At 70.7% G+C, this 19,924-nt stretch carries 18 protein-coding genes; 9 read left to right on the forward strand and 9 right to left on the reverse strand.

Annotation, left to right across the window (positions count from 1 at the left end; all coding sequences use genetic code 11):
• Positions 1 to 9: 9 nt before the first annotated feature.
• Positions 10 to 981, forward strand: coding sequence for a quinone oxidoreductase family protein (locus SACMADRAFT_RS16070; protein ID WP_009154888.1), 972 nt, complete (start codon positions 10 to 12; stop codon positions 979 to 981).
• A 67-nt stretch (positions 982 to 1,048) separates the two neighbouring features.
• On the opposite strand, the gene SACMADRAFT_RS16075 is transcribed toward SACMADRAFT_RS16070, so the two are convergent.
• The 6 genes from SACMADRAFT_RS16075 to SACMADRAFT_RS16100 form a co-directional block, all read right to left on the reverse strand.
• A complete protein-coding gene (locus SACMADRAFT_RS16075; RefSeq protein ID WP_009154889.1) occupies positions 1,049 to 1,618 on the reverse strand; it encodes an FKBP-type peptidyl-prolyl cis-trans isomerase in 570 nt (189 codons plus the stop codon).
• Positions 1,619 to 1,639: 21 nt separating this feature from the next.
• Positions 1,640 to 4,084: an ATP-binding domain-containing protein gene (locus SACMADRAFT_RS16080; protein WP_040925723.1), complete on the reverse strand. Its 2,445-nt coding sequence runs from the start codon at positions 4,082 to 4,084 to the stop codon at positions 1,640 to 1,642.
• 153 nt (positions 4,085 to 4,237) lie between these two features.
• Entirely contained in the window at positions 4,238 to 5,269 is a 1,032-nt protein-coding gene (locus SACMADRAFT_RS16085) for a heme o synthase (RefSeq protein ID WP_009154891.1), read from the reverse strand.
• Positions 5,270 to 5,465: 196 nt separating this feature from the next.
• Positions 5,466 to 6,284: a DUF5753 domain-containing protein gene (locus SACMADRAFT_RS16090; protein ID WP_009154892.1), complete on the reverse strand. Its 819-nt coding sequence runs from the start codon at positions 6,282 to 6,284 to the stop codon at positions 5,466 to 5,468.
• Positions 6,285 to 6,291: 7 nt separating this feature from the next.
• A complete protein-coding gene (locus SACMADRAFT_RS16095; protein ID WP_009154893.1) occupies positions 6,292 to 6,822 on the reverse strand; it encodes a DUF6879 family protein in 531 nt (176 codons plus the stop codon).
• Complete coding sequence (locus SACMADRAFT_RS16100) at positions 6,822 to 7,046, reverse strand: hypothetical protein (RefSeq protein WP_009154894.1); 225 nt, start codon at positions 7,044 to 7,046, stop codon at positions 6,822 to 6,824. The genes SACMADRAFT_RS16095 and SACMADRAFT_RS16100 overlap by 1 nt, the downstream gene beginning before the upstream one ends.
• A gap of 222 nt (positions 7,047 to 7,268) precedes the next feature.
• Here SACMADRAFT_RS16100 and SACMADRAFT_RS30430 point away from each other — a divergent pair, with 222 nt between their 5' ends.
• The 8 genes from SACMADRAFT_RS30430 (at position 7,269) to SACMADRAFT_RS16140 (ending at position 17,860) form a co-directional block, all read left to right on the forward strand.
• Positions 7,269 to 7,964, forward strand: coding sequence for a hypothetical protein (locus tag SACMADRAFT_RS30430; RefSeq protein ID WP_009154895.1), 696 nt, complete (start codon positions 7,269 to 7,271; stop codon positions 7,962 to 7,964).
• 172 nt (positions 7,965 to 8,136) lie between these two features.
• A complete protein-coding gene (tkt, locus tag SACMADRAFT_RS16110) occupies positions 8,137 to 10,233 on the forward strand; it encodes a transketolase (protein WP_009154896.1) in 2,097 nt (698 codons plus the stop codon).
• A gap of 42 nt (positions 10,234 to 10,275) precedes the next feature.
• Positions 10,276 to 11,391 carry a transaldolase gene (gene tal, locus SACMADRAFT_RS16115; RefSeq protein WP_009154897.1) on the forward strand — a complete coding sequence of 372 codons (1,116 nt, stop codon included), beginning with the start codon at positions 10,276 to 10,278 and terminating at the stop codon, positions 11,389 to 11,391.
• 7 nt (positions 11,392 to 11,398) lie between these two features.
• Positions 11,399 to 13,024: a glucose-6-phosphate isomerase gene (locus SACMADRAFT_RS16120; RefSeq protein ID WP_009154898.1), complete on the forward strand. Its 1,626-nt coding sequence runs from the start codon at positions 11,399 to 11,401 to the stop codon at positions 13,022 to 13,024.
• Positions 13,021 to 14,550 (forward strand): glucose-6-phosphate dehydrogenase, encoded by a 1,530-nt coding sequence (zwf, locus tag SACMADRAFT_RS16125; RefSeq protein ID WP_009154899.1) that lies wholly within the window; start codon positions 13,021 to 13,023, stop codon positions 14,548 to 14,550. Before SACMADRAFT_RS16120 ends, zwf begins: the two co-directional genes overlap by 4 nt.
• A gap of 226 nt (positions 14,551 to 14,776) precedes the next feature.
• Positions 14,777 to 15,751, forward strand: coding sequence for a glucose-6-phosphate dehydrogenase assembly protein OpcA (gene opcA, locus SACMADRAFT_RS16130; protein WP_009154901.1), 975 nt, complete (start codon positions 14,777 to 14,779; stop codon positions 15,749 to 15,751).
• On the forward strand, positions 15,748 to 16,524 hold the full coding sequence (pgl, locus tag SACMADRAFT_RS16135) for a 6-phosphogluconolactonase (RefSeq protein WP_009154902.1): 777 nt from the start codon (positions 15,748 to 15,750) through the stop codon (positions 16,522 to 16,524). The genes opcA and pgl overlap by 4 nt, the downstream gene beginning before the upstream one ends.
• A gap of 124 nt (positions 16,525 to 16,648) precedes the next feature.
• Positions 16,649 to 17,860 (forward strand): sensor histidine kinase, encoded by a 1,212-nt coding sequence (locus tag SACMADRAFT_RS16140; RefSeq protein WP_009154903.1) that lies wholly within the window; start codon positions 16,649 to 16,651, stop codon positions 17,858 to 17,860.
• A 10-nt stretch (positions 17,861 to 17,870) separates the two neighbouring features.
• Here SACMADRAFT_RS16140 and SACMADRAFT_RS16145 read toward each other — a convergent pair whose 3' ends face one another.
• The 3 genes from SACMADRAFT_RS16145 to SACMADRAFT_RS16155 form a co-directional block, all read right to left on the reverse strand.
• Positions 17,871 to 19,082 carry a WXG100 family type VII secretion target gene (locus SACMADRAFT_RS16145; protein WP_009154904.1) on the reverse strand — a complete coding sequence of 404 codons (1,212 nt, stop codon included), beginning with the start codon at positions 19,080 to 19,082 and terminating at the stop codon, positions 17,871 to 17,873.
• Positions 19,083 to 19,084: 2 nt separating this feature from the next.
• A complete protein-coding gene (locus tag SACMADRAFT_RS16150; RefSeq protein ID WP_009154905.1) occupies positions 19,085 to 19,399 on the reverse strand; it encodes a type VII secretion target in 315 nt (104 codons plus the stop codon).
• Positions 19,400 to 19,483: 84 nt separating this feature from the next.
• Positions 19,484 to 19,921 (reverse strand): YbaB/EbfC family nucleoid-associated protein, encoded by a 438-nt coding sequence (locus SACMADRAFT_RS16155; protein WP_009154906.1) that lies wholly within the window; start codon positions 19,919 to 19,921, stop codon positions 19,484 to 19,486.
• Positions 19,922 to 19,924: the final 3 nt, after the last annotated feature.

A 19,924-nucleotide genomic window follows, 5' to 3' on the forward strand; every position in this document is an offset into this window, starting at 1 on the left:
GGAGTGGGTATGGCCACGGCGGTGCGGGTACGGCAGACCGGCGGTCCCGAGGTGCTCGAAGTCGGCGACGTCGAGATCGACGACCCCGGTCCGCGCGAGATCCTGGTCGACGTCGCCGCGGCGGGGGTCAACTTCATCGACACCTACCAGCGGTCCGGGATTTACCCGATGGAGTTGCCCTACACGCCTGGGTTGGAGGGCGCGGGCACGGTGGCCGCCGTGGGGTCGGAGGTCGGCGAGTTCGCCGTGGGCGACCGGGTGGCATGGCAGGGCACGCCCGGTGGCTACGCGCAGCAGGCGCTGGTGCCCGCGGACATGGCCTTCGCCGTGCCCGACGGCGTGTCCGACGAGGTTGCCGCGGCACTGCTGTTGCAGGGCATGACGGCGCACTACCTGCTCAACTCCACCTACCCGGTCGGCGAAGGCGAAACCGTGCTGGTGCACGCCGCGGCCGGTGGTGTCGGGCTGCTGCTGGTGCAGTTGGCGAAGGCGAAGGGCGCCAAGGTCATCGGCACGGTGTCGACACCGGAGAAGGAGCGGCTCGCTCGCGAAGCGGGCGCCGACGAGGTGATCCGGTACGACGAGCGCGACTTCGTGGCAGCCACCCGGGAGTTCACCGACGGTGAGGGCGTGCCGGTGGTCTACGACGGTGTCGGCAAGTCCACCTACGAGGGCAGTCTTTCGTGCCTGCGGCCGAGGGGCCTGCTCGCGCTGTTCGGCGCATCGAGCGGCCCGGTGCCGCCGATCGACCCGCAACGGCTCAACGCGGGCGGCTCGCTGTACCTGACGCGGCCCAAGATCGCCGACTACACGCGCACGCGCGAGGAGTCCAGCAGGCGAGCCTCCGAACTGCTGGAGGCCGTACGGGCCGGGACGCTGACGGTGCGGATCGGGCAGCGGTACCCGCTGCGGCGGGCCCGCGAGGCCCACGAGGACCTGGAAGGCCGACGCACCACGGGCAAGGTGCTGTTGTCGCCGTGATCGGGCGGGTCGTGGGTCGCCCGCGTCGTGGCCCACGACCCCGCCCGATCGGCTGCTGCGGTTTTCGCTACTGGTTTCGCACGCTGACGGCGTCGACGACGACGGCGAACGGCTCGTCGGCGAGCGGCTGGCCCGCGGCTTCACCGAACCCCATCCGGGCGGGCACCAGCACCAGCCTGCGCCCGCCTTCACGGATGCCGCTCAGTGCCTCGTCCCAGCCCTCGAACTCGTGCGGCTGGCCGAGCGTGAGAGTCAGCGACGCCTGCTGGTCGAAGGTGTTCTCCTGGACCTGCCCGTCGGACCACGACACCAGCTGGTAGTCGGCCTCCACCGTGCTGCCCTGCTCGGCTGCGGGTCCCTGGCCTCGCTCCAGCTCCCTGGTCAGCAGCCGGGTGGGTGGCTCGCAGTCCTGCGGGATCTCCACGTTCGGTCCGATCGTGTCCGGCTGCTGCCGGACCGTGACGTCCTCGGCCGTGCACTCCCTGCCCTGCGGGGTGGTCTGGGTGGGAGCGGCCGCCGACGTGGGCGTGGGCTCCGCACCCGGCGGCAGGTCGGAGGGCTGCTCGTTCGGCGGCGAGCACGCCGCCAGCCCGACGGCGAAGGCCGCCACCGCGATGATCTTGCCAGCATTGCGCATGTGGACACCCTAGCTGGGCGCCTACCGGCCGCTTTGCGCACCTGAGAGCACGGCCGGAACCCGGTCGGTGTGGACGATCCCGAGCCGCTTCGTGGCCCGTGTCAACGCCACGTAGAGGTCGTTGAGCCCCTTCGGTGAGGCGCGCACGATGTCGTCGGGCGCCACCAGCACGACACCGTCGAACTCCAGACCCTTGGCCCGTTCCACGGTGAGCACCGACACCCTCGGTTGTGGCCGCGCGGAGCCTGCGTCCTCATCCACCCTGTCCAGACCGCTGTCCGCACCGTCCACCGTGCCCGCCTCGGCCGCGGTCTCGGCCAGCTCGGCGGAAAGCGGCGCCTCCAGCGATCCCGGGCACAACACTGCAAGGGTGCCCCCGTCCAACTCGGCCAGCTCCGCCTCGACCACGGCCCGCAACCGGGCCGCCACCTCACCGGCGGGCACCTGCCGCTGCCACGGCGAAACCCCGGTGGCGCGCACCGACACCGGCGCCGACAGCGCGGAGTCGATCTCGGCGAGCACCCGACCTGCCAGCTCCATGATCTCGGCGGGGGTGCGGTAGTTCACGGTCAGCTCCCGCAGCCGCCACCGATCACCGACGTAGGGCCGGAGCACCCGGCTCCACGTCGAGGTGCCCGAAGCCGAGCCGGTCTGTGCGACGTCGCCGACGATGGTCATCGACCGGCTCGGGCAGCGGCGCATCAGCAACCGCCAGTCCATCGAGGAAAGCTCCTGCGCCTCGTCCACGATCACGTGCCCGAACGTCCAGGAGCGATCCCTGGCCGCCCGCTGCGCCGCGGTGAGGTCGTTGCTGGCCTCCTGCCGCTCCGCGAGCAGTTCGGCGTCGAGCACGTCGCGGACCCGCAGGATCTCCTCGTCGAGGATCTCCTCGTCCTGCTCCAGCACGTGCAACACGCCCTGCGCGTAGGCGCGCTGCTCGCGGCGCCTGCGTTCCCTGCGCTCGCGGGCCTCGGTGTCGTCCTCGCCGAGCAGTTCGGCCAACTCGTCAAGCAGTGGCACATCGGCGGGCGTCCACAGCGAGCCCGGCCTGCGCAGCAACGCCTGCCGGTCGGCGTCGCCCAGCAACCCCTCGCCCGCGCTACGCAGCCGGGCCGGATCGGTGAGCAGGTCGCTCAACAGTTCCTGCGGCGTGAGTTTCGGCCACAGCGTGTTGATCGCGGCGAGCACCCGCTCGTCGCCTGCCAGTTCCTCGCGGATCGCGGCGTGGTCGCGCGCGTCCAGCAGGTCGGCGTCGTCGGACTCGCCCTCGGCCAGCGGTACCTGTGGCACGTCGTCCAGGACGCTGGCCTCCAGCTTGCTCGCGGACTGCTCGGCCAGCGCGTCGAGCAGGTCGTCGACGAACACTCGACGGGCGAGGTTGTGCGGGCGAAGCGTGCCGCGCGCCTTGGCACGGGCCCGTTCGCACGTGGCCCTGTCCAGGGTGAGGACCTCACCGTCGACCTCGATCGCCAGCGCATCGGTGGGCACGACCTGCCGGTCCGCCACGGCGGCCGCCAACACGTCGACCATCACCGCGCGGCCCTTCACCTCGGCGGCGGCCGGAGAGTCGAGTCCGGTGGCCGCCAGACCGGGGAACAGCTCGCCGATGGTGGCCAGCAACACGCCGGTCTCGCCGAGCGAGGGCAGCACCTGACCGATGTAGCGCAGGAACGTGCTGTTGGGCCCCACCACGAGCACCCCGCGCGTCGTCAACTGCCTGCGGTAGGTGTAGAGCAGGTAGGCGGCGCGGTGCAGCGCGACAGCGGTCTTGCCGGTGCCGGGCCCGCCCTGCACCACCAGCACGCCACCGGGATCGGCGCGGATGATGCGGTCCTGCTCGGCCTGGATCGTCGCGACGATGTCGGACATCTCGCCGGTACGTCTGCGCTCCAACGCGGCAAGCAGCGCCGCCTCCCCCGCCAGCCCGAGGTGATCACTTCGCTGCGCGGCGTCGAGTCGCAGCACCTCGTCGTCAAGGCCGACGACCTTCCTGGTCAACGTGCGGATGTGCCTTCGGCGGTACACCCCTTCCGGCGACGCGGCAGTGGCCAGGTAGAACGGTCGAGCCGCGGGCGCACGCCAGTCCAGCAGCAGCGGACGGTAGTCGTCGTCGGCGTCGAACAGGCCCAGCCGCCCGATGTAGAGCGGCGAGTCGCCGTCGTGCCCGGGTGAGAAGTCGAGCCTGCCGAAGCACAGCCCCTGCTCCACGGCGCCGAGTTGGGCGATCCGGTCGCTGTGCGTCCTGGTCGCGGCCTCGCGCTCGGCCTGGGCCTGCGGCGGGCCGCCGCTGGAACGCAGCGCCTCGTCCAGCCTGCGCGCAGCCAGTTCACGCTCGGCGTCCAGCCGCTGGTACAGCGCGGACACGTACGACTGCTCCGCGGCGATGTCGGCCGCCTTGCGCGAGCGTTCGGTGGTGACGGTGTCGGCGTGGCCGTCGGGCTCCCGATGAGACGGGGACACGGACAAGGGGCAACCCCACTTTCGGAGTCGTTTCGAGTCGTTTCGAGTCGTTCGGTGTCGGATGCATTCGCCTGACCGACGAACAACGATCGCCCCGCCCCGGGAATTCCCCTCCGGTGCCCTACCGGTGCCCTACGGGTGCCTCGGTGTCGGAAGGTGTCAGAAGGGCAGACCGAGCACGGGCAGCCCGATCGCGGCGTCGGCTGCCAGCGCGACGAACACGATCATCAGGTAGGTGTTGGAGCGGTGGAACAGTGCCATCGGCTTGGTCGGCTCGCCCTTGCCCGCCGCGGCGTACAGCCGGTGGGCGTAGAACAAGAACCACGCCCCCGCCAGCGCGGCGAAAGCCGCGTAGAGCCAGCTGGTGGCCGGTGCGAGCAGCAGTGTCCAGCCCACCATCACCCAGGAGTACACGACGATCTGCTTCGCCACGTGCTTGGGCGTTGCCACGACGGGCAACATCGGCACACCGGCGCGCTGGTAGTCCTCGCGGTACTTCATCGCCAGTGCCCAGGTGTGCGGCGGGGTCCAGAAGAAGATCACACCGAACATCACGAACGCGGGCCATTCCACGGTGCCCTGCACGGCCGCCCAGCCGATGATGACGGGCATGCAGCCCGCGGCGCCGCCCCAGACCACGTTCTGCGGTGTGCGGCGCTTCAGCAGCAGCGTGTAGACGAAGATGTAGAAGCCGATCGTGGCGACGGCCAGCACGGCGGCGAGCAGGTTGACGGCCAGGTACAGCACCGCGAACGACGCCACACCGAGGGAGAGTCCGAAGATCAGGGCGTTTCGCGGCGGCACGGAGTCGCGCACCAGCGGCCGCCGCCGCGTACGGTGCATCACCTTGTCGATGTCGGCATCGATCACGCAGTTCAGCGCGTTCGCACTGCCCGCGGCCATGGTTCCGCCGACAAGGGTGGCCAGTACCAGCCACGGCGACGGGATCTCCCTGCCCGCGAGGAACATCGCGGGGATCGTGGTGACCAACAGCAGCTCGATCACTCGTGGCTTGGCGAGCGCGGCGTAGGCGCCGACCACCGCCCGGAGGCCGTGCCGGTGCTGCCGGTCCTGCCCGTCCCGTCCGCCCTGCTTGCCCGACCCGCCTGCCTCGGCCGTTCCAGCAGCGGGTTGCACGGCGCCGACCCGGTCGCCGACCTGGTCCCCGCGCCCGTGCGCCACCAACGACATCTCGCTCCCTGCGTCAGAACTGCCGGTGCCCCGCCACGTGAACGCGGCACCTTGACAGATCGTAGTAGAGGTTCCCCGTGAACGTGCGCCGGCATCCTGCGGGGTCGGCCCGCCGCGACCGCACCCGACTTCGCGTCGCGCTCCCCCTCGGGGCGCCGCCCCACGGCAGGGCCGTCGACCTGCCCCGACGTGCGGTTCAGTACTCGATGCGGGCCAGGATCTCGCGTGCCCGCCGCCCTTCGGCGGCGACTTCCCACAGCCGCTCGACGGCGGCGCGGTAGGTGTCGACCTCGCGTGGATCGGTGATGCGACGTTCGCCACTGAGGTCCTCGACGAGCACCACCTCGTCGAGGATCCAGAACCCGTGCAGCGGCACGACCGGCAGCCGGGCGCGGGCGGGCAGGATACCCAGCCGCAGGTTCGGAACGCCGATCGTGGCCAGCAGCCGGTGCAACTGCGCCGCCATCACTCCCGGTGGCGCCACCGGGTGCCACAACGCGGACTCGGCGAGCAGGAACTCCAGCGTTCGGCCCGGCTCGTAGAGCACGTGCTGGCGGCGCATCCGGACCCGGACGGCCTCGGTGAGATCGTCGGTGCCGCCGTGCAGTTCGCGTGCGGTGCTCAACACGGCGTGCGCGTAGTCGGCGGTCTGCAGCAGCCCGGGAACGACGCTGAGCTCGACCGCCCTGATGGTCGTGGCCGACGTCTCGATGGCCAGCGCCTCGTCCTGCCGCGCGCGGTAGCCCGCTCGCACCCGCTGCCTCCACACCACCCGCTCGTCCTCGATCGCGGCGCGCTCGTTGCGCAGCCGTGCCGCCGTCGTGGCGGGAACGTCGAGCAGCCGCAGCAGCAGGTCGAGTTCCTCGGCAGTGGGCAGTTGCCTGCCGTTCTCGATCTTCGACTGCTTGTGCGCAGGCCAGCCGGCGCCCGCGGCGACAGCCTTCGCGCTCAGCCCACCTCGGAGCTGGCGAAGGCTGTCGCCGAATGCGGACTTCCTGTGCTCGAAGCTGGTCACGGGCTCCTCAGCTGCGCGCTAGCGCCGGATGGTCGTAAAACGGCCGGGCATGCCGCCACGCCCGGTCGCGGATGAGCCGGTAGGGCGCGGTCGCCTCCGGCTCGGACTCGATGGTCGCACCTTCGAAGCCGCGCGTGCCGAAATGCATGAGCGCGACCGTGTCGTCGTCGAATATCCAGAAGTCCCGGTCACCGAGTCGCAACCGCTCGGCGCTCTCGGCGTCGATGACCCGGATGTCCTCGCCCGCCGCCGCGTTCAGCTGCGCCACGCTCATCTCGAAGCGCAGGTAGTCGGTCAGCGGCAGGGTGAGTACGCGCACCCTGGCGACGCTCTTGCCATGCGCCACCGCCCGCCGGATGCTGTCCAGCCAGGGCCGCATGTACTCCAGGTCGTAGGGCTCTCCCGCGAGGAACCTGCGCAGCGGCTCGGTCTCGTACGGCTCGCGATACTCGCCCTGGCACTCGTAGCGCCACGCGCAGCGCCGGTATCGGGTGAACAGCTCGGCCCATGCCTTGCCGGTGACCAGCGGCGGCGGCATCAGTCGGCCGCCAACTGGGGCGCCGGGACGAATCGCATCAGCTCGACCGGGACCTCCACCACGGTCTCGTGCGCCGGGATGCCGTTGCCGTGCCTGCGCAACTCGGCGAGCGCCTCCGCGTCGGTCACGATGTCCCCCTGGATCAGAATGGTGCCCCGGTCGGTGGCATACACGGTCGGGCACTGACCGACGGTCGAGGTTGAGCCGAGGTAGGTCACCTTCATCGTTCCTCCGAGTCTGAGGGGTATGGGCGAGCAACCTCGATCCAAGATCAAAGCCGGTCCGACCGCATTTTCGCCGCGATCGCTCATTAGTGTGCAACCAACCAGTAGTTGCGCGCATCCATGCTAAATTTGCGCGCAACTTTGGCGGGCGCGGACAGCCGGCCGGGCCGACGCACGAGGAGGGCGCCGGCCCGGTCGGTGACGGGCGAACAGGGAGGTCGCATGATCCGTCGCGATCGGGAACTGCTGACCCGTGCCGCCGAGGTGAATCGCGGGCTCGGCGCGGTCGTCGCCGATCTCATGACGCAACAGGACGACGGGCAACTGCCCGCCGAGCAGCTGCGTGCCCTCGGCCGCGCGGTGTGCTGGCTCGGCTCCGACTTCCTCGCGCGCGCGGCGGAACTGGACGGCCGCGTCGTCGAGGCGGTACCGCGTTACCTCGCCGACCCGCGTGCCGGACACACCACGCTGTCCCGGGCCCAGTGGGAGGCGCTGGCCGAGCTGTTCGGCCGGGTGTGCGAGCTAGGCGGCGAAGCGACCCGCGACATCGCCGCCGAGGGTCGCGGCATCCTGGAGTGCTCCCGCCCCGCCGGATGGCCTCCGGCGACCGTGCCCGGCCGTCACCATGTCCGCACCGCTGCCGACGCCACTCCCGAAACCCTTGCCGACACCGCCGCCGGGCCTGTTGCCGAGCCTGTCGCCGAGCAGACCGCGATCGAGCAGCTCGACGCCGGTGAGGCCCCGAGCGCCGCGGCCGAGCGCGAGTTGCGGTCGAGGGCACACCGGGGCATCGAGCTGCTCGCCAGACTGGCCGACTCCCCCTGCCACGACGAGCGCGCCGTGCGCGACACCGGGAGGGCGGTGCGGGCGCTGGCGGAGTGGCTGCTGACCTATCCGGGCATGCCGGACGATCGCTGACCCCGGCTACCCGGTCGTCTACTCTGGCGGCGACCCGTCATGTTGAGCCACCCCGTCCGTGATGGGAAGGGGCGCCGGCGCCCCCTTCGGGATCGATTAAGATCGGGTGGCGAGCACGACATGCGGGTAGCCGGGTACAGCGATCACTCGTAAGAGTCAGGAGCCGAGGTCAGTGTCGGAGAACCCCACCACCGAGAACAACCCACTGCTGCGCCGGAACTACCCGGCCGACTGGACGGAACTGGACACTCGCGCGGTGGACACGGTCAGGGTGCTCGCCGCCGACGCGGTCGAGCACTGCGGCAGCGGTCACCCCGGCGCCGCGATGAGCCTGGCACCCGTCGCCTACTCGCTGTTCCAGCGCATCATGCGGCACGATCCCACCGACCCCGAGTGGCCCGCACGCGACCGGTTCGTGCTCTCCGCGGGCCACAGCAGCCTGACCCTCTACATCCAGCTCTTCCTCGCCGGGTACGGGCTGGAGTTGCAGGATCTGCGGCAGCTGCGCAAGTGGGGCTCCAAGACCCCCGGCCACCCGGAGTACCGGCACACTCCCGGTGTCGAAACCACGACGGGTCCGTTGGGACAGGGCCTGGCGAACGCGGTCGGGATGGCGATGGCGGCCAGGCGCGAACGCGGGCTGCTCGACCCCGAGGCCCCGGACGGCCAAAGCGTGTTCGACCACCACGTCTACGTGATCGCCTCCGACGGTGACATCGAGGAGGGCGTCACCGCCGAGGCGTCGTCGCTGGCTGGCAGGCAGGAGCTGGGCAACCTGGTCGTCGTCTACGACGACAACAAGATCTCCATCGAGGACGACACCAGCATCGCGCTGTCGGAGGACACCGCCAAGCGCTACGAGGCCTACGGCTGGCACGTGCAGGTGGTCGAGGGCGGCGAGGACGTCGCGGCCTTCGAGCAGGCCGTCGCTGCCGCCAAGGCCGAGACCAAGAGGCCGTCGTTCATCCTGCTTCGCACCGTGATCGGCTATCCCGCGCCGACCAAGATGAACACCGGCAAGGCACACGGCGCCGCGCTCGGGGCCGACGAGGTGGCCGGTGTCAAGCAGGCACTGGGCTTCGACCCGGCACAGAGCTTCCAGGTCGCCGACGAGGTGCTGGCGCACACCCGCGCGATCGTCGATCGCGCCAAGACCGAGCGCGCGCAGTGGCAGGAGCGGTTCGACGCGTGGGCCCGCGCCAACCCTCGCCGCAAGGAACTGGCCGACCGGCTGCGCACCCGCACGCTGCCGCAGGGGTGGGAGCAGAAGCTGCCCACCTGGGAGCCCGACGCCAAGGGCATCGCAACCAGGAAGGCCTCCGGCGAGGTGCTCAACGCCATCGGCGACGAACTTCCCGAGCTGTGGGGCGGCTCGGCCGACCTCGCGGAGAGCAACAACACCCTCATCAAGGGCTCTGACTCGTTCGGTCCCGCCGCCGCGAGCACGACGATGTTCCGCACCAGCCCATACGGACGCAACCTGCACTTCGGTGTCCGCGAGCACGCGATGGGCGCCATCCTCAACGGCATCGCGCTGCACGGTGGCACCCGCCCCTACGGCGGCACCTTCCTGATCTTCAGCGACTACATGCGGCCCTCGGTGCGGCTGGCCGCGCTGATGAAGGCCCCGGTCATCTACGTGTGGACCCACGACTCGATCGGACTCGGCGAGGACGGGCCCACCCACCAGCCGATCGAGCAATTGGCCGCGCTGCGCGCGATCCCGGGGCTGAACGTGGTCCGCCCCGCCGACGCCAACGAGACCGCCGCAGCGTGGAAGGCCGCGCTGCAGGACGTGCACGCCCCCACCGGGCTGGCGCTGACCAGGCAGAACGTCCCGGTGCTCGAAGGCACCTCGGCCGAAGGGGTGGCACGGGGCGGTTACGTGCTCGCCGAGGCCGACGGCGGCACACCGGAGGTGGTGCTGATCGCCACCGGTTCCGAGGTACAGCTCGCGCTGCAGGCCAGGAAGACACTGCAGGCCGACGGCGTTGCCGCCAGTGTGGTCTCGATGCCGTGCGTGGAATGGTTCGACCAGCAGGACGCAAGCTACCGCGACGCGGTGATCCCACCCACGGTCCGGGCCAGGGTGGCGGTCGAGGCGGGCGTGGCGCAGCCGTGGCACCGGTTCGTCGGGGACGCTGGCGAGGTCGTTTCCATCGAGCACTTCGGCGCCTCGGCCGACTACGCGACGCTGTTCCGCGAGTTCGGGATCACCGCCGAGGCGGTGGTGGCGGCCGCGCGCCGGTCGCTGGCCCGGATCGGCTGACAGCCGCCGACGACTACACCGACACATAAGGGGATGAAAGCGATGGGCAACACCGACAGGCTGGCCCAGCTCTCGCAGGCAGGGGTGTCGATCTGGCTCGACGATCTGTCGAGGCAGCGACTGGAGTCGGGCAATCTGGCCGAGTTGGTCAGGGACAAGCACGTGGTGGGCGTGACGACGAACCCCACCATCTTCGCCAACGCCGTCTCGCACGGTGAGTCCTACGACGAGCAGGTGCGGGCGCTTGCCCAGCACGGCGCCGACGTGCACGAGGCGGTGCGCGAACTCACCACCACCGACGTTCGCAACGCGGCCGACCTGCTGCGCGACGTCTACACCGGCACCGGCGGCAAGGACGGCCGGGTGTCCATCGAGGTGGACCCCGGCCTGGCGAGGGACACCGACAAGACCGTGGCCGAGGCCGCCGACCTGTGGAAGGCGGTGGACCGGCCCAACATCTTCGTCAAGATCCCGGCGACCGAGCAGGGACTGCCCGCGATCACCAGGACGCTTGCCGAGGGAATCAGTGTCAACGTCACGCTGATCTTCTCCGTCGAGCGCTACCGCGCGGTGATCGACGCCTTCTTCGCCGGGCTGGAGCAGGCAAAGGCCAGCGGTCACGAGCTGAGGTCGATCCAGTCGGTCGCCTCGTTCTTCGTGTCGCGAGTGGACACCGAGGTGGACAAGCGGCTCGAGGCGATCGGCACGGACGAGGCGCTGGCGCTGCGCGGTGAGGCCGCGATCGCCAACGCCCGGCTGGCCTACGCCGCCTACGAGGAACTGTTCGCCTCGCCGCGCTGGCAGCAGTTGCGGGAGGCGGGAGCCGACCCGCAGCGACCGCTGTGGGCGTCGACGGGGGTGAAGAACCCCGACTACTCCGACACCCGCTACGTCGACGAGTTGGTGGTGGCGGGCACCGTCAACACCATGCCGGAGAAGACACTGGAGGCGGTGGCCGACCACGCCCGGATCGAGGGCGACAAGGTCAGCGGCACGGCGGGACAGGCGCAGCAGGCCTTCGACCGACTGGCCGCCGCCGGCATCGACATCAGCGACGTGTTCCTCACCCTGGAGAACGAGGGCGTGGAGAAGTTCGACAAGTCCTGGACCGAATTGCTGGACACCGTGAACGACCAGCTCGCCAAGGCGAAGGGCTGAGCCCCGGATGGCCACGGAGCAGACGGAGGTGACGGTTCGCGACGCCGGGTTGTGGTCCGCGGCCGTCCCGCTGCTGGAGTCGCTGGTCGAAGACCGGGTGGCGAGCAGGCTCACCGACGGCGACGCGACGCTGTGGGGCGCCGACGCGGAACCGGAGGCCGCGATCCGGCTGTCGTGGACCACGCTGCACAAGACGTCGCGCCCCTTGATCGGTGAGATCGAGACACTGCGGGCGCAGTTGCGGTCCGACGGTATCGACCGCGTGGTGCTCGCGGGCATGGGCGGCTCGTCGCTGGCACCGGAAGTGATCACCAACACCGAGGGCGTCTCGCTGACGGTGCTCGACACCACCGATCCGGATCAGGTCGCCGACGCGCTCGCCGGCGACCTGGAGCGCACGGTGGTGGTGGTGTCGTCGAAATCCGGCACGACGGTCGAGACCGACAGCCACCGGCGGATCTTCGCCAAGGCGTTCGCCGACACGGGCATCGACGCGGCGAGCAGGTTCGTGGTGGTGACCGACCCGGGGTCGCCGCTGGCCGAGCTGGCGCGGGCACAGGGTTACCGCAAGGTGTTTCTCGCCGACCCCAACGTGGGTGGCCGCTACTCCGCGCTGACCGCGTTCGGGCTGGTGCCCGCCGGGCTGGCGGGGGCCGACGTGGCTCGGCTGCTGGACCAGGCAGCCGGGGTGGCACCCGCGCTCGGCGCCGACTCGGCCGACAACCCCGCGCTGCGGTTGGCCGCCGCGCTCGGCGCCGCCCACGCGGGCGGTGCCGAGAAGGTGGTGCTCGCCGACAGCGGCTCCGGCATCGTCGGCTTCGGTGACTGGGCCGAGCAACTCATCGCCGAGTCCACCGGCAAGCAGGGCACCGGACTGCTGCCGGTCGTGGCGGAGGGCCCGGACGCCCCCGGCTTCGCCGACGCCGGGGGCGATGCCACCGCGGTGGCGGTCGGGGAGGCCGTGCCCGGCGCCGCGATCGCGGTGTCGGGACCGCTCGGCGCGCAACTGTTGCTGTGGGAGTACGCCGTGGCGACGGCGGGCAGGCTGCTGGGCATCAACCCGTTCGACCAGCCCGACGTCGAGGCCGCCAAGCGGGCGGCCCGCGCGCTGCTGGACCACCCTGATGCGCCGGCGGCCACGGCGGAACCGACGAAGGTCGTCGGTCCCGTGGAGGTGTACGCGCCCGAGGGTAGTCCCGCGGAGGGCGGGCTCGCCGACGTACTGCGGAGGTTCGTGGACGCCGCGTCCGCCGCCGGCCGTGGTTACGTGTCGGTGCAGGCCTATCTGGACCGCATCACCGACGCGTCCGCCGCGGTGCTGCGCGCGGAGCTGGCAAGACGTACCGGGTCGCAGGTCACCTTCGGTTGGGGGCCGCGCTTCCTGCACTCCACCGGGCAGTACCACAAGGGCGGCCACCCCAACGGCGTGTTCCTGCAGCTGACCGGGAACGTGGAGGACGACATCGACGTGCCGGACCGGCCGTACAGCCTGGGTGTGCTGCAACTGGCGCAGGCTCTGGGGGACGGCCAGGTGCTGGCGGAGACCGGCAGGCCGGTGCTGCGGCTGCACCTCACCGATCGAGCGGCCGGGCTGGCCGAGGTGGTCCGCGCGGTACAGGAGCTGAACGAATGAGGCAGGGTAGCGCCAACCCGCTTCGCGATCCCAGGGACAAGCGGCTGCCGAGGATCGCCGGGCCGTCCAGCCTGGTGATCTTCGGCGTCACCGGCGACCTCTCCCGCAAGAAGCTGATGCCCGCGATCTACGACCTCGCCCACCGGGGTCTGCTGCCCGCCGGGTTCTCGCTGATCGGTTTCGCTCGCCGCGACTGGGCCGACCAGGACTTCGGGCAGCAGGTGCACGACGCCGTCGCCGAGTACGCCCGCACCCCGTTCCGGGAGTCGGTGTGGAACCGGTTGGCGGAGGGCATCCGGTTCGTGCAGGGTTCCTTCGACGACGACGACGCCTTCGACCGGCTCGCGCGAACGGTTCAGGAGCTGTCCGAGGAGCGCGGCACCGGCGGTAACACGGCGTTCTACCTGTCCATCCCGCCGTGGGCGTTTCCGGTGGTGACCAAGCAGCTGGCACGGTGCGGCCTCGCACAGTCCAGCGCGGACGTGTGGCGCAGGGTGGTCATCGAGAAGCCGTTCGGGCACGATCTGGCCAGCGCCAAGGAACTCAACGCGATCGTCAACGAGGTGTTCCCCGAGGAGTCGGTGTTTCGCATCGACCACTACCTCGGCAAGGAGACGGTGCAGAACATCCTGGCGCTGCGGTTCGCCAACCAGCTGTTCGAGCCGATCTGGAACTCCAACTACGTCGACCACGTGCAGATCACGATGGCCGAGGACATCGGCCTCGGCGGTCGTGCGGGCTACTACGAGGGGATCGGGGCGGCTCGCGACGTCATCCAGAACCACCTGTTGCAGTTGCTCGCGCTCACCGCGATGGAGGAGCCGGTCTCGTTCGAGCCTAGGGCGCTGCGGACGGAGAAGGTGAAGGTGCTCGGCGCGACCAAGCCGGTGGGGCCCCTCGACGAGACGACGGCGCGCGGTCAGTACGCGGGCGGCTGGCAGGGCGGCAAGAAGGTGCCGGGGCTGCTGCAGGAACCCGGATTCTCCAAGGATTCCACCACCGAGACGTACGCGGCGGTGACGCTGGAGGTGCGTAACCGACGCTGGGCCGGGGTGCCGTTCTACGTGCGCACCGGCAAGCGGCTCGGGCGCAGGGTCACCGAGGTGGCCGTGATGTTCAAGCGGGCGCCGCACCTGCCGTTCGACACCACCTCGACCGAGGAACTGGGCCAGAACGCGCTGGTGATCCGGGTACAGCCGGACGAGGGTGTGACGATGCGGTTCGGCTCGAAGGTGCCTGGGACGACGATGGAGGTCCGCGACGTCACCATGGATTTCGGGTACGGCCACGCGTTCACCGAGACCTCCCCCGAGGCCTACGAGCGGCTGATCCTGGACGTGCTGCTGGGCGAGCCCTCGCTGTTTCCCGCAAACGAGGAGGTGGAGCTGTCCTGGCGGATACTCGACCCGATCCTGGAGCACTGGGCCAAGCAGGGCACCCCTGAGCCGTACGAGCCGGGCTCGTGGGGTCCGCCGTCGGCGGAGGCGCTGCTGAGCCGCAGCGGCAGGCACTGGAGGCGGCCGTGATCGACACTTCCCCACCCCCACCGATCACGGACGCCGACCGGGTGCGGGTGCCCCGCAAGACACCGCAGGCGGCCGTGATCGACACTTCCCCACCCCCACCGATCACGGACGCCGACCGGGTGCGGGTGCCCCGCAAGACACCGCAGGCGGCCGTGATCGACAATCGCCCGCAAGGATCACGGACGCCGACCGGGTGCGGGTGCCCCGCAAAACACCGGAGGCGACCGTGATCATCGACCTGCCTTCCACGACGACTTCGCAGCTGAACAAGAAGCTTGTCGAGATCAGGGAACGCGGTGGCGCGGTGGCGCTCGGCCGGGTACTGACACTGGTGATCGTCGCCGAGGACGACGACCAGTTGGAGGACGCCATCGACGCCGCCAACGAGGCGAGCAGGGAGCACCCGTCCCGGGTGATCGTCGTGGCGAGGGGCGCTCGCACGGCGGCCGCACGCATCGACGGGCAGATCCGGGTCGGCGGCGACGCCGGGGCCAGCGAGGTGGTCGTGCTGCGACTGTACGGCCCGCTGGTCGGCCAGGCACGCAGCGCGGTGGTGCCGTTGCTGCTGCCTGACGCGCCGATCGTGGCGTGGTGGCCGTTCGCGGGCCCGAAGGCGCCTGCGAGTGACCCGATCGGCCAGCTCGCGCAGCGACGGATCACCGACTCCGCCGCGGAGAAGAACCCGATCCGGAGCCTGCGCACCAGGGCGAAGTCCTATCAGGACGGTGATACGGACCTGGCGTGGACCCGGTTGACGAACTGGCGCGCGCAACTGGTGTCCGCTTTGGACCTGCCGCCGTTCGAGCGGATCACCGGCGCGAGCGTCACCGGTGAGGGCGACTCGCCGTCGACCGAGTTGCTGGCGGGATGGCTGGCCGAGTACCTGAACGTGCCGGTCACCCGGGTGAAGAGCACCTCGGCGCAGGGCATCGTGTCGGTGCGACTCGACCGGCGCTCCGGCGCCGTCGAGCTGCACCGCCCGGACGGCAAGACGGGCACGCTCACCCAGCCGCTGCAGCCCCCGCGCCGGATCGCGTTACAGCGCCGCGACACCAGGGAATGCCTGATCGAGGAACTACGCAGGCTGGACCCGGACGAGGTGTACGAGGCGGCGCTGCGCGGGTTGGCCAAGTTGTCGCAGCCAAAGCGCAAGCCTGCCTCGTCGACCACCGGCCGGGCGGGGCGGAAGGCGAAGGTATGAGCGCGAACGACGTCGTCGTCCACGACGACGAGGACATTCTCACCGCGGCATGCGCCGCACGGCTGGTGACCCGGCTGACCGATGCGCAGGCGGCCAGGGGTTCGGCGTCGGTGGTGCTCACCGGAGGCGGCACCGGGATCGCCATACTGGAACAGTTGCGGCAAAGCCCCGCCAAAGACGCGATCGACTGGTCCCGGCTCGACGTCTACTGGGGCGATGAGCGGTTCGTGCCCGCAGGCGACGACGAGCGCAACGACAAGCAGGCCCGCGAGGCACTGCTCGACCACGTCGGTGTCGACCCGGCGCGGGTGCATCCGATGGCGCCTTCCGACGGCGAGTTCGGTGACGACCCGGACGCGGCGGCGGCTGCTTACGCGGGGATTCTCGCGGCGAACGCGGGGCCGGAGGACGGCGACGTTCCCGCGTTCGACGTGCTGCTGCTGGGTCTCGGCGGTGAGGGACACGTCGCGTCGATCTTCCCGGACTCGCAGGCCGCCAGCGAGGACCGGCGTCGCGTCGTCGCCGTGCGCGACTCCCCGAAACCGCCGCCCACCAGGATCTCCCTCACCTTCCCTGCCATCCGAGCCGCGGCCGAGGTGTGGCTGGTGACCGCGGGCGAGGCGAAGGCCGACGCGGTCGCTCTCGCGCTCGGTGGCGCGAGCGAGCTGCGGCTTCCGGCCGCGGGCGCGAGGGGCCGTTCCCGCACACTATGGCTGCTCGACAGGGCGGCGGCGAGCAAACTGGGGGGCCTGACCGGATCGGTTCGCCCGTAACGCTGCGACGTCTGGCCTAATGCGGTGCGTTTCGTTGCATCCGCACACATTTCGGTCTTGCGCGGCGCACCGTGGTCGCTGAAACCTCTCTCAGGTCGAGTCCACGAGACGAGAGGTCCAAGCCATGACCACGGAGGGCATCTCCATCCCTGAGGTGTCGGTCGGCGACCCCGACCCGATGGCACGAGACCGATCGCGGCGGCCCACCGGTACCGCCGCGCCCCGAGAAACCGCACTCCGGCGCAGACCCGCCGTACGCGGACTTGCCGTGGACGCGCTCGCCATCCTGATCGCGGTGCTGGACGTCTGGCTCGTGATCCCGGAGCAGGCCGAGCCGTACTCGGTGTACCTTTCCGCGGCCAGCTGTGTCGCCCTGGTCGCCAGACGGTGGCTGCCGTTCACGGTGGTGCTGGCGACCGTGCCGGGTTTCCTCGCGGGCTGGGCGCAGCTGGCGGCCATGATCGCGCTCGGCTCGCTCGCCGCCAAGAAGCAGTCGCACTGGCAGGTCTGGGTCGGCGCAGGCCTGGTGTGGCTGTGCCGGTTCGTGCTGTGGCCGCTGCCCGACTTCTTCGACCTGAGCTGGCGTGAGCACATCCTGGACACCATCTACGGCATCATCGTCGCGGGCATGCCCATCGCGATCGGGTTGCTCATCGGCGCGCGGACGGAGCTTTCGGCCAGGCTCGCCGAGCTTGCCCGCAGCCGCGACCGCGAGCGCCAGCTGCACGCGCAGGCGGTGCGTGCCGAGGAGCGGGCCCGGCTGGCCAGGGAGATGCACGACGTCGTCTCGCACGACATCACGCTCATCGCGATGCAGGCAGGAGCACTGGCGTCGGTCGAGAACAACGAGGAGGTCCGCACGACGGCGGCCACGATCCGCAAGCTCAGCACGCACACCCTCGAAGAGTTGCGCGCGCTGGTCGGGGTGTTGCGTTCCGGCGCGAACGACGGCCCCGGGCCCGACCTGCGCGACATCGAAACCCTGGTCGGCGGCACGGATGTGCCGGTACGGCTGACCGTCGAGCAGGTGCCGGAGGAGTTGCCGCCCGAGGTCTCCGCCGCCGCCTACCGCACGGTGCAGGAATGTTTGACGAACGTGCGCAAGCACGCCCCCGGCGCGACCGCGTTCGTGACGGTTCGCGGTGCGCAGGACGGGCTGTGCGTCGAGGTCCGCAACGCCGCGCCGAGCCACCCCGGTGAGGAACTGCCGTCCGGTGGCGGCTTCGGCCTCGCCGGGCTCGCGGAGCGGGCGAGGCTGCTCGGCGGAACGTTCGAGACCGGCCGGACGGAGGACGGGGGCTTCCGGGTCAGCGCGCGCTACCCGGCGGTGTCGTGAGCCTCGCGCGTCACCGCTGCTCGTGCCGGAAGTCGGTGTTGCCTTCCCGGATGTCCTCGGTGTCGTTCTGCTCCTCGTACTGCGGGCCGTACGCGACGCCGCGGGCGGCGATGCCTGCCGCGTTGGGTTTGAAGCCGTCGTTGACCAGTCCCGCGGTCTCACCGAACTCGCGCAGCGGGCCGTTGGACAGCGGGCCGTTGCGCACGAAGTCGCCGGCCCGCGCACCGATGTCGTCGGCGTTGTCGATCAGGTGACGCCCGCTCGCGACCTGGTCAGCGGCCCTGGAACCCGTCCGCGCAGCGAAGTCGCCGATGTCGTCGGCGACGCCGGTGACACGGTCGGCGCCCCTGCCCACCGACGACGCGACGTCGTCCAGGCGGGAGCCCGCCCTCGCGAAGCCCTCACCGACACCCGAGATCGTGGTGCCCGGTCCGGGGGCCACCTTGCCGACGGTGGAGCCGAGCTTGCCGAGTTTGCTGCCGATCTTCGCGGCCACCTGGGCGATGTCGTCCAGCACCTTCGCCAGGTGGGCGCCCGCCTTACCCAGTTTGGCCAGCAGCTTGCTGATCTTGGCCGCGATCTCGGCGACCTTCATGCCGATCCGGCCCACCGCGTAGGAGATGTAGCCCGCAACGGTGGCGCCGAAGCTGACGACCGAGGTGGCCAGCGCGGCCAGCGCCCCTTTGATCAGTTCCGCGATGAACGCGGCGACGATGTCCCTGATGATCGCCCGGCAGGTGGAGACCATCGTGCCCGCGGTGGCGACGACGGTGGCGGCGTTGCCCGCGCTCTCGGCCAGTGCCTCGACACCGTCGGCCATGTCCTGCGCGCGGGCTCGGTACTTGTCGGCGGCGGGCCCGGTCCAGGTGGGGATGTCACGTTCGACGATCCCGGGGATCTCGGCGGCGATCGCCTTCAACTCGGACTGCACGTCGGACCAGGTGTCCGCGCCCTGCTGGATGGCGGCGGGGTCACCTGCGAGCTTGTCGAGCCCGTCCTTCAACGGTTCGATGTGTTCGATCAACCAGCCCACACCCGCCGCGAGCAGCGTGCCGACCGGGTCGACCACCATGGCGAGCCCGTCGAGTGCGAGCACACCCGCGCTGGCGGCGAACTCGCCCCAGTCCTCGTCCTGGATCGCGGCGCCGGTGGAGCGAACGGTGTCGATGATGCCCGCACCGCTGGTGTTGCTCCTGGCCTCCGCACTGTCGAGATCGACCATCGTCAGCCCCCGTCGCCGCCGCGGAACGGCTCCGCGTGTCCCTTGTCCGATTCCACGTAGGCTCGGCCCGCCGCCCTGACAGCGGTGCCGAGGTCGCGGATGTCCTGCGCGTAGCCCGCGATCTGCTCGGCCGCCTCGCTCGAGGTCTGCCGCGCCTGCGTCGAGAACGCCTGCCCGACGATGCCGAACGCGTCGATGCCGAAGTCGATCCCGCCGCCGCGCTCTCCCTCGGCCTGCACCCGCTGGGCGACGCCGTCGAGCGAGGCAGCGTGTGTGTCGAGTTCGTCCGGCTCGACCGTGAATCCGTTCCCTGTCATGTGCTCAGTCCCCAGTCCTTGTTCCCCAGTCCTTGTTCCCCGGTGTTCCCCGGTTCTCAGTCCTCGGTGCCCGGTTCTCGGTCGTCAGTGCGCCGGGCGCAGGAAGCTCTGCGGTGGGTCGTCGTCATCGTCGCGGCGGTCCCTGCCACGAGCCGAGCCCTGCTCGGCACCGCCGTCCTCGTCGTCCTCCGGGGGCAACTGGCTGCGGAGGAACTCCATCCCCTCCTCGCCCGCGAACGGCTCGACCACCCGCACGGCCCTGCGTGCCGCGGCCGCCTGCGCCCTGCCCGCCAGCTGCGTGATCGTCGCCGCGAGTTCGGCCCCGGATCGGCGCATCGCGCGGTCGTCGATCGTCAGTTGCCGCAGCGCGCCGTTCGCGCCCACCGTCACGGTCACCATCCGGTCCGCCGAAGCCGCCGTCTCGGCCAGTTCGGCCAGTTCCTCCTGGGCCTGCCGCGACTGCCGCACCATCTCCTCGCCCCGGCGTTGGAGATCGGCAAGCCACTGGGGCTGTTCGGTCATGCT

Origin of the sequence: Saccharomonospora marina XMU15 (assembly GCF_000244955.1) — a bacterium.
GTDB classification, from domain to species: Bacteria; Actinomycetota; Actinomycetes; order Mycobacteriales; family Pseudonocardiaceae; genus Saccharomonospora_A; species Saccharomonospora_A marina.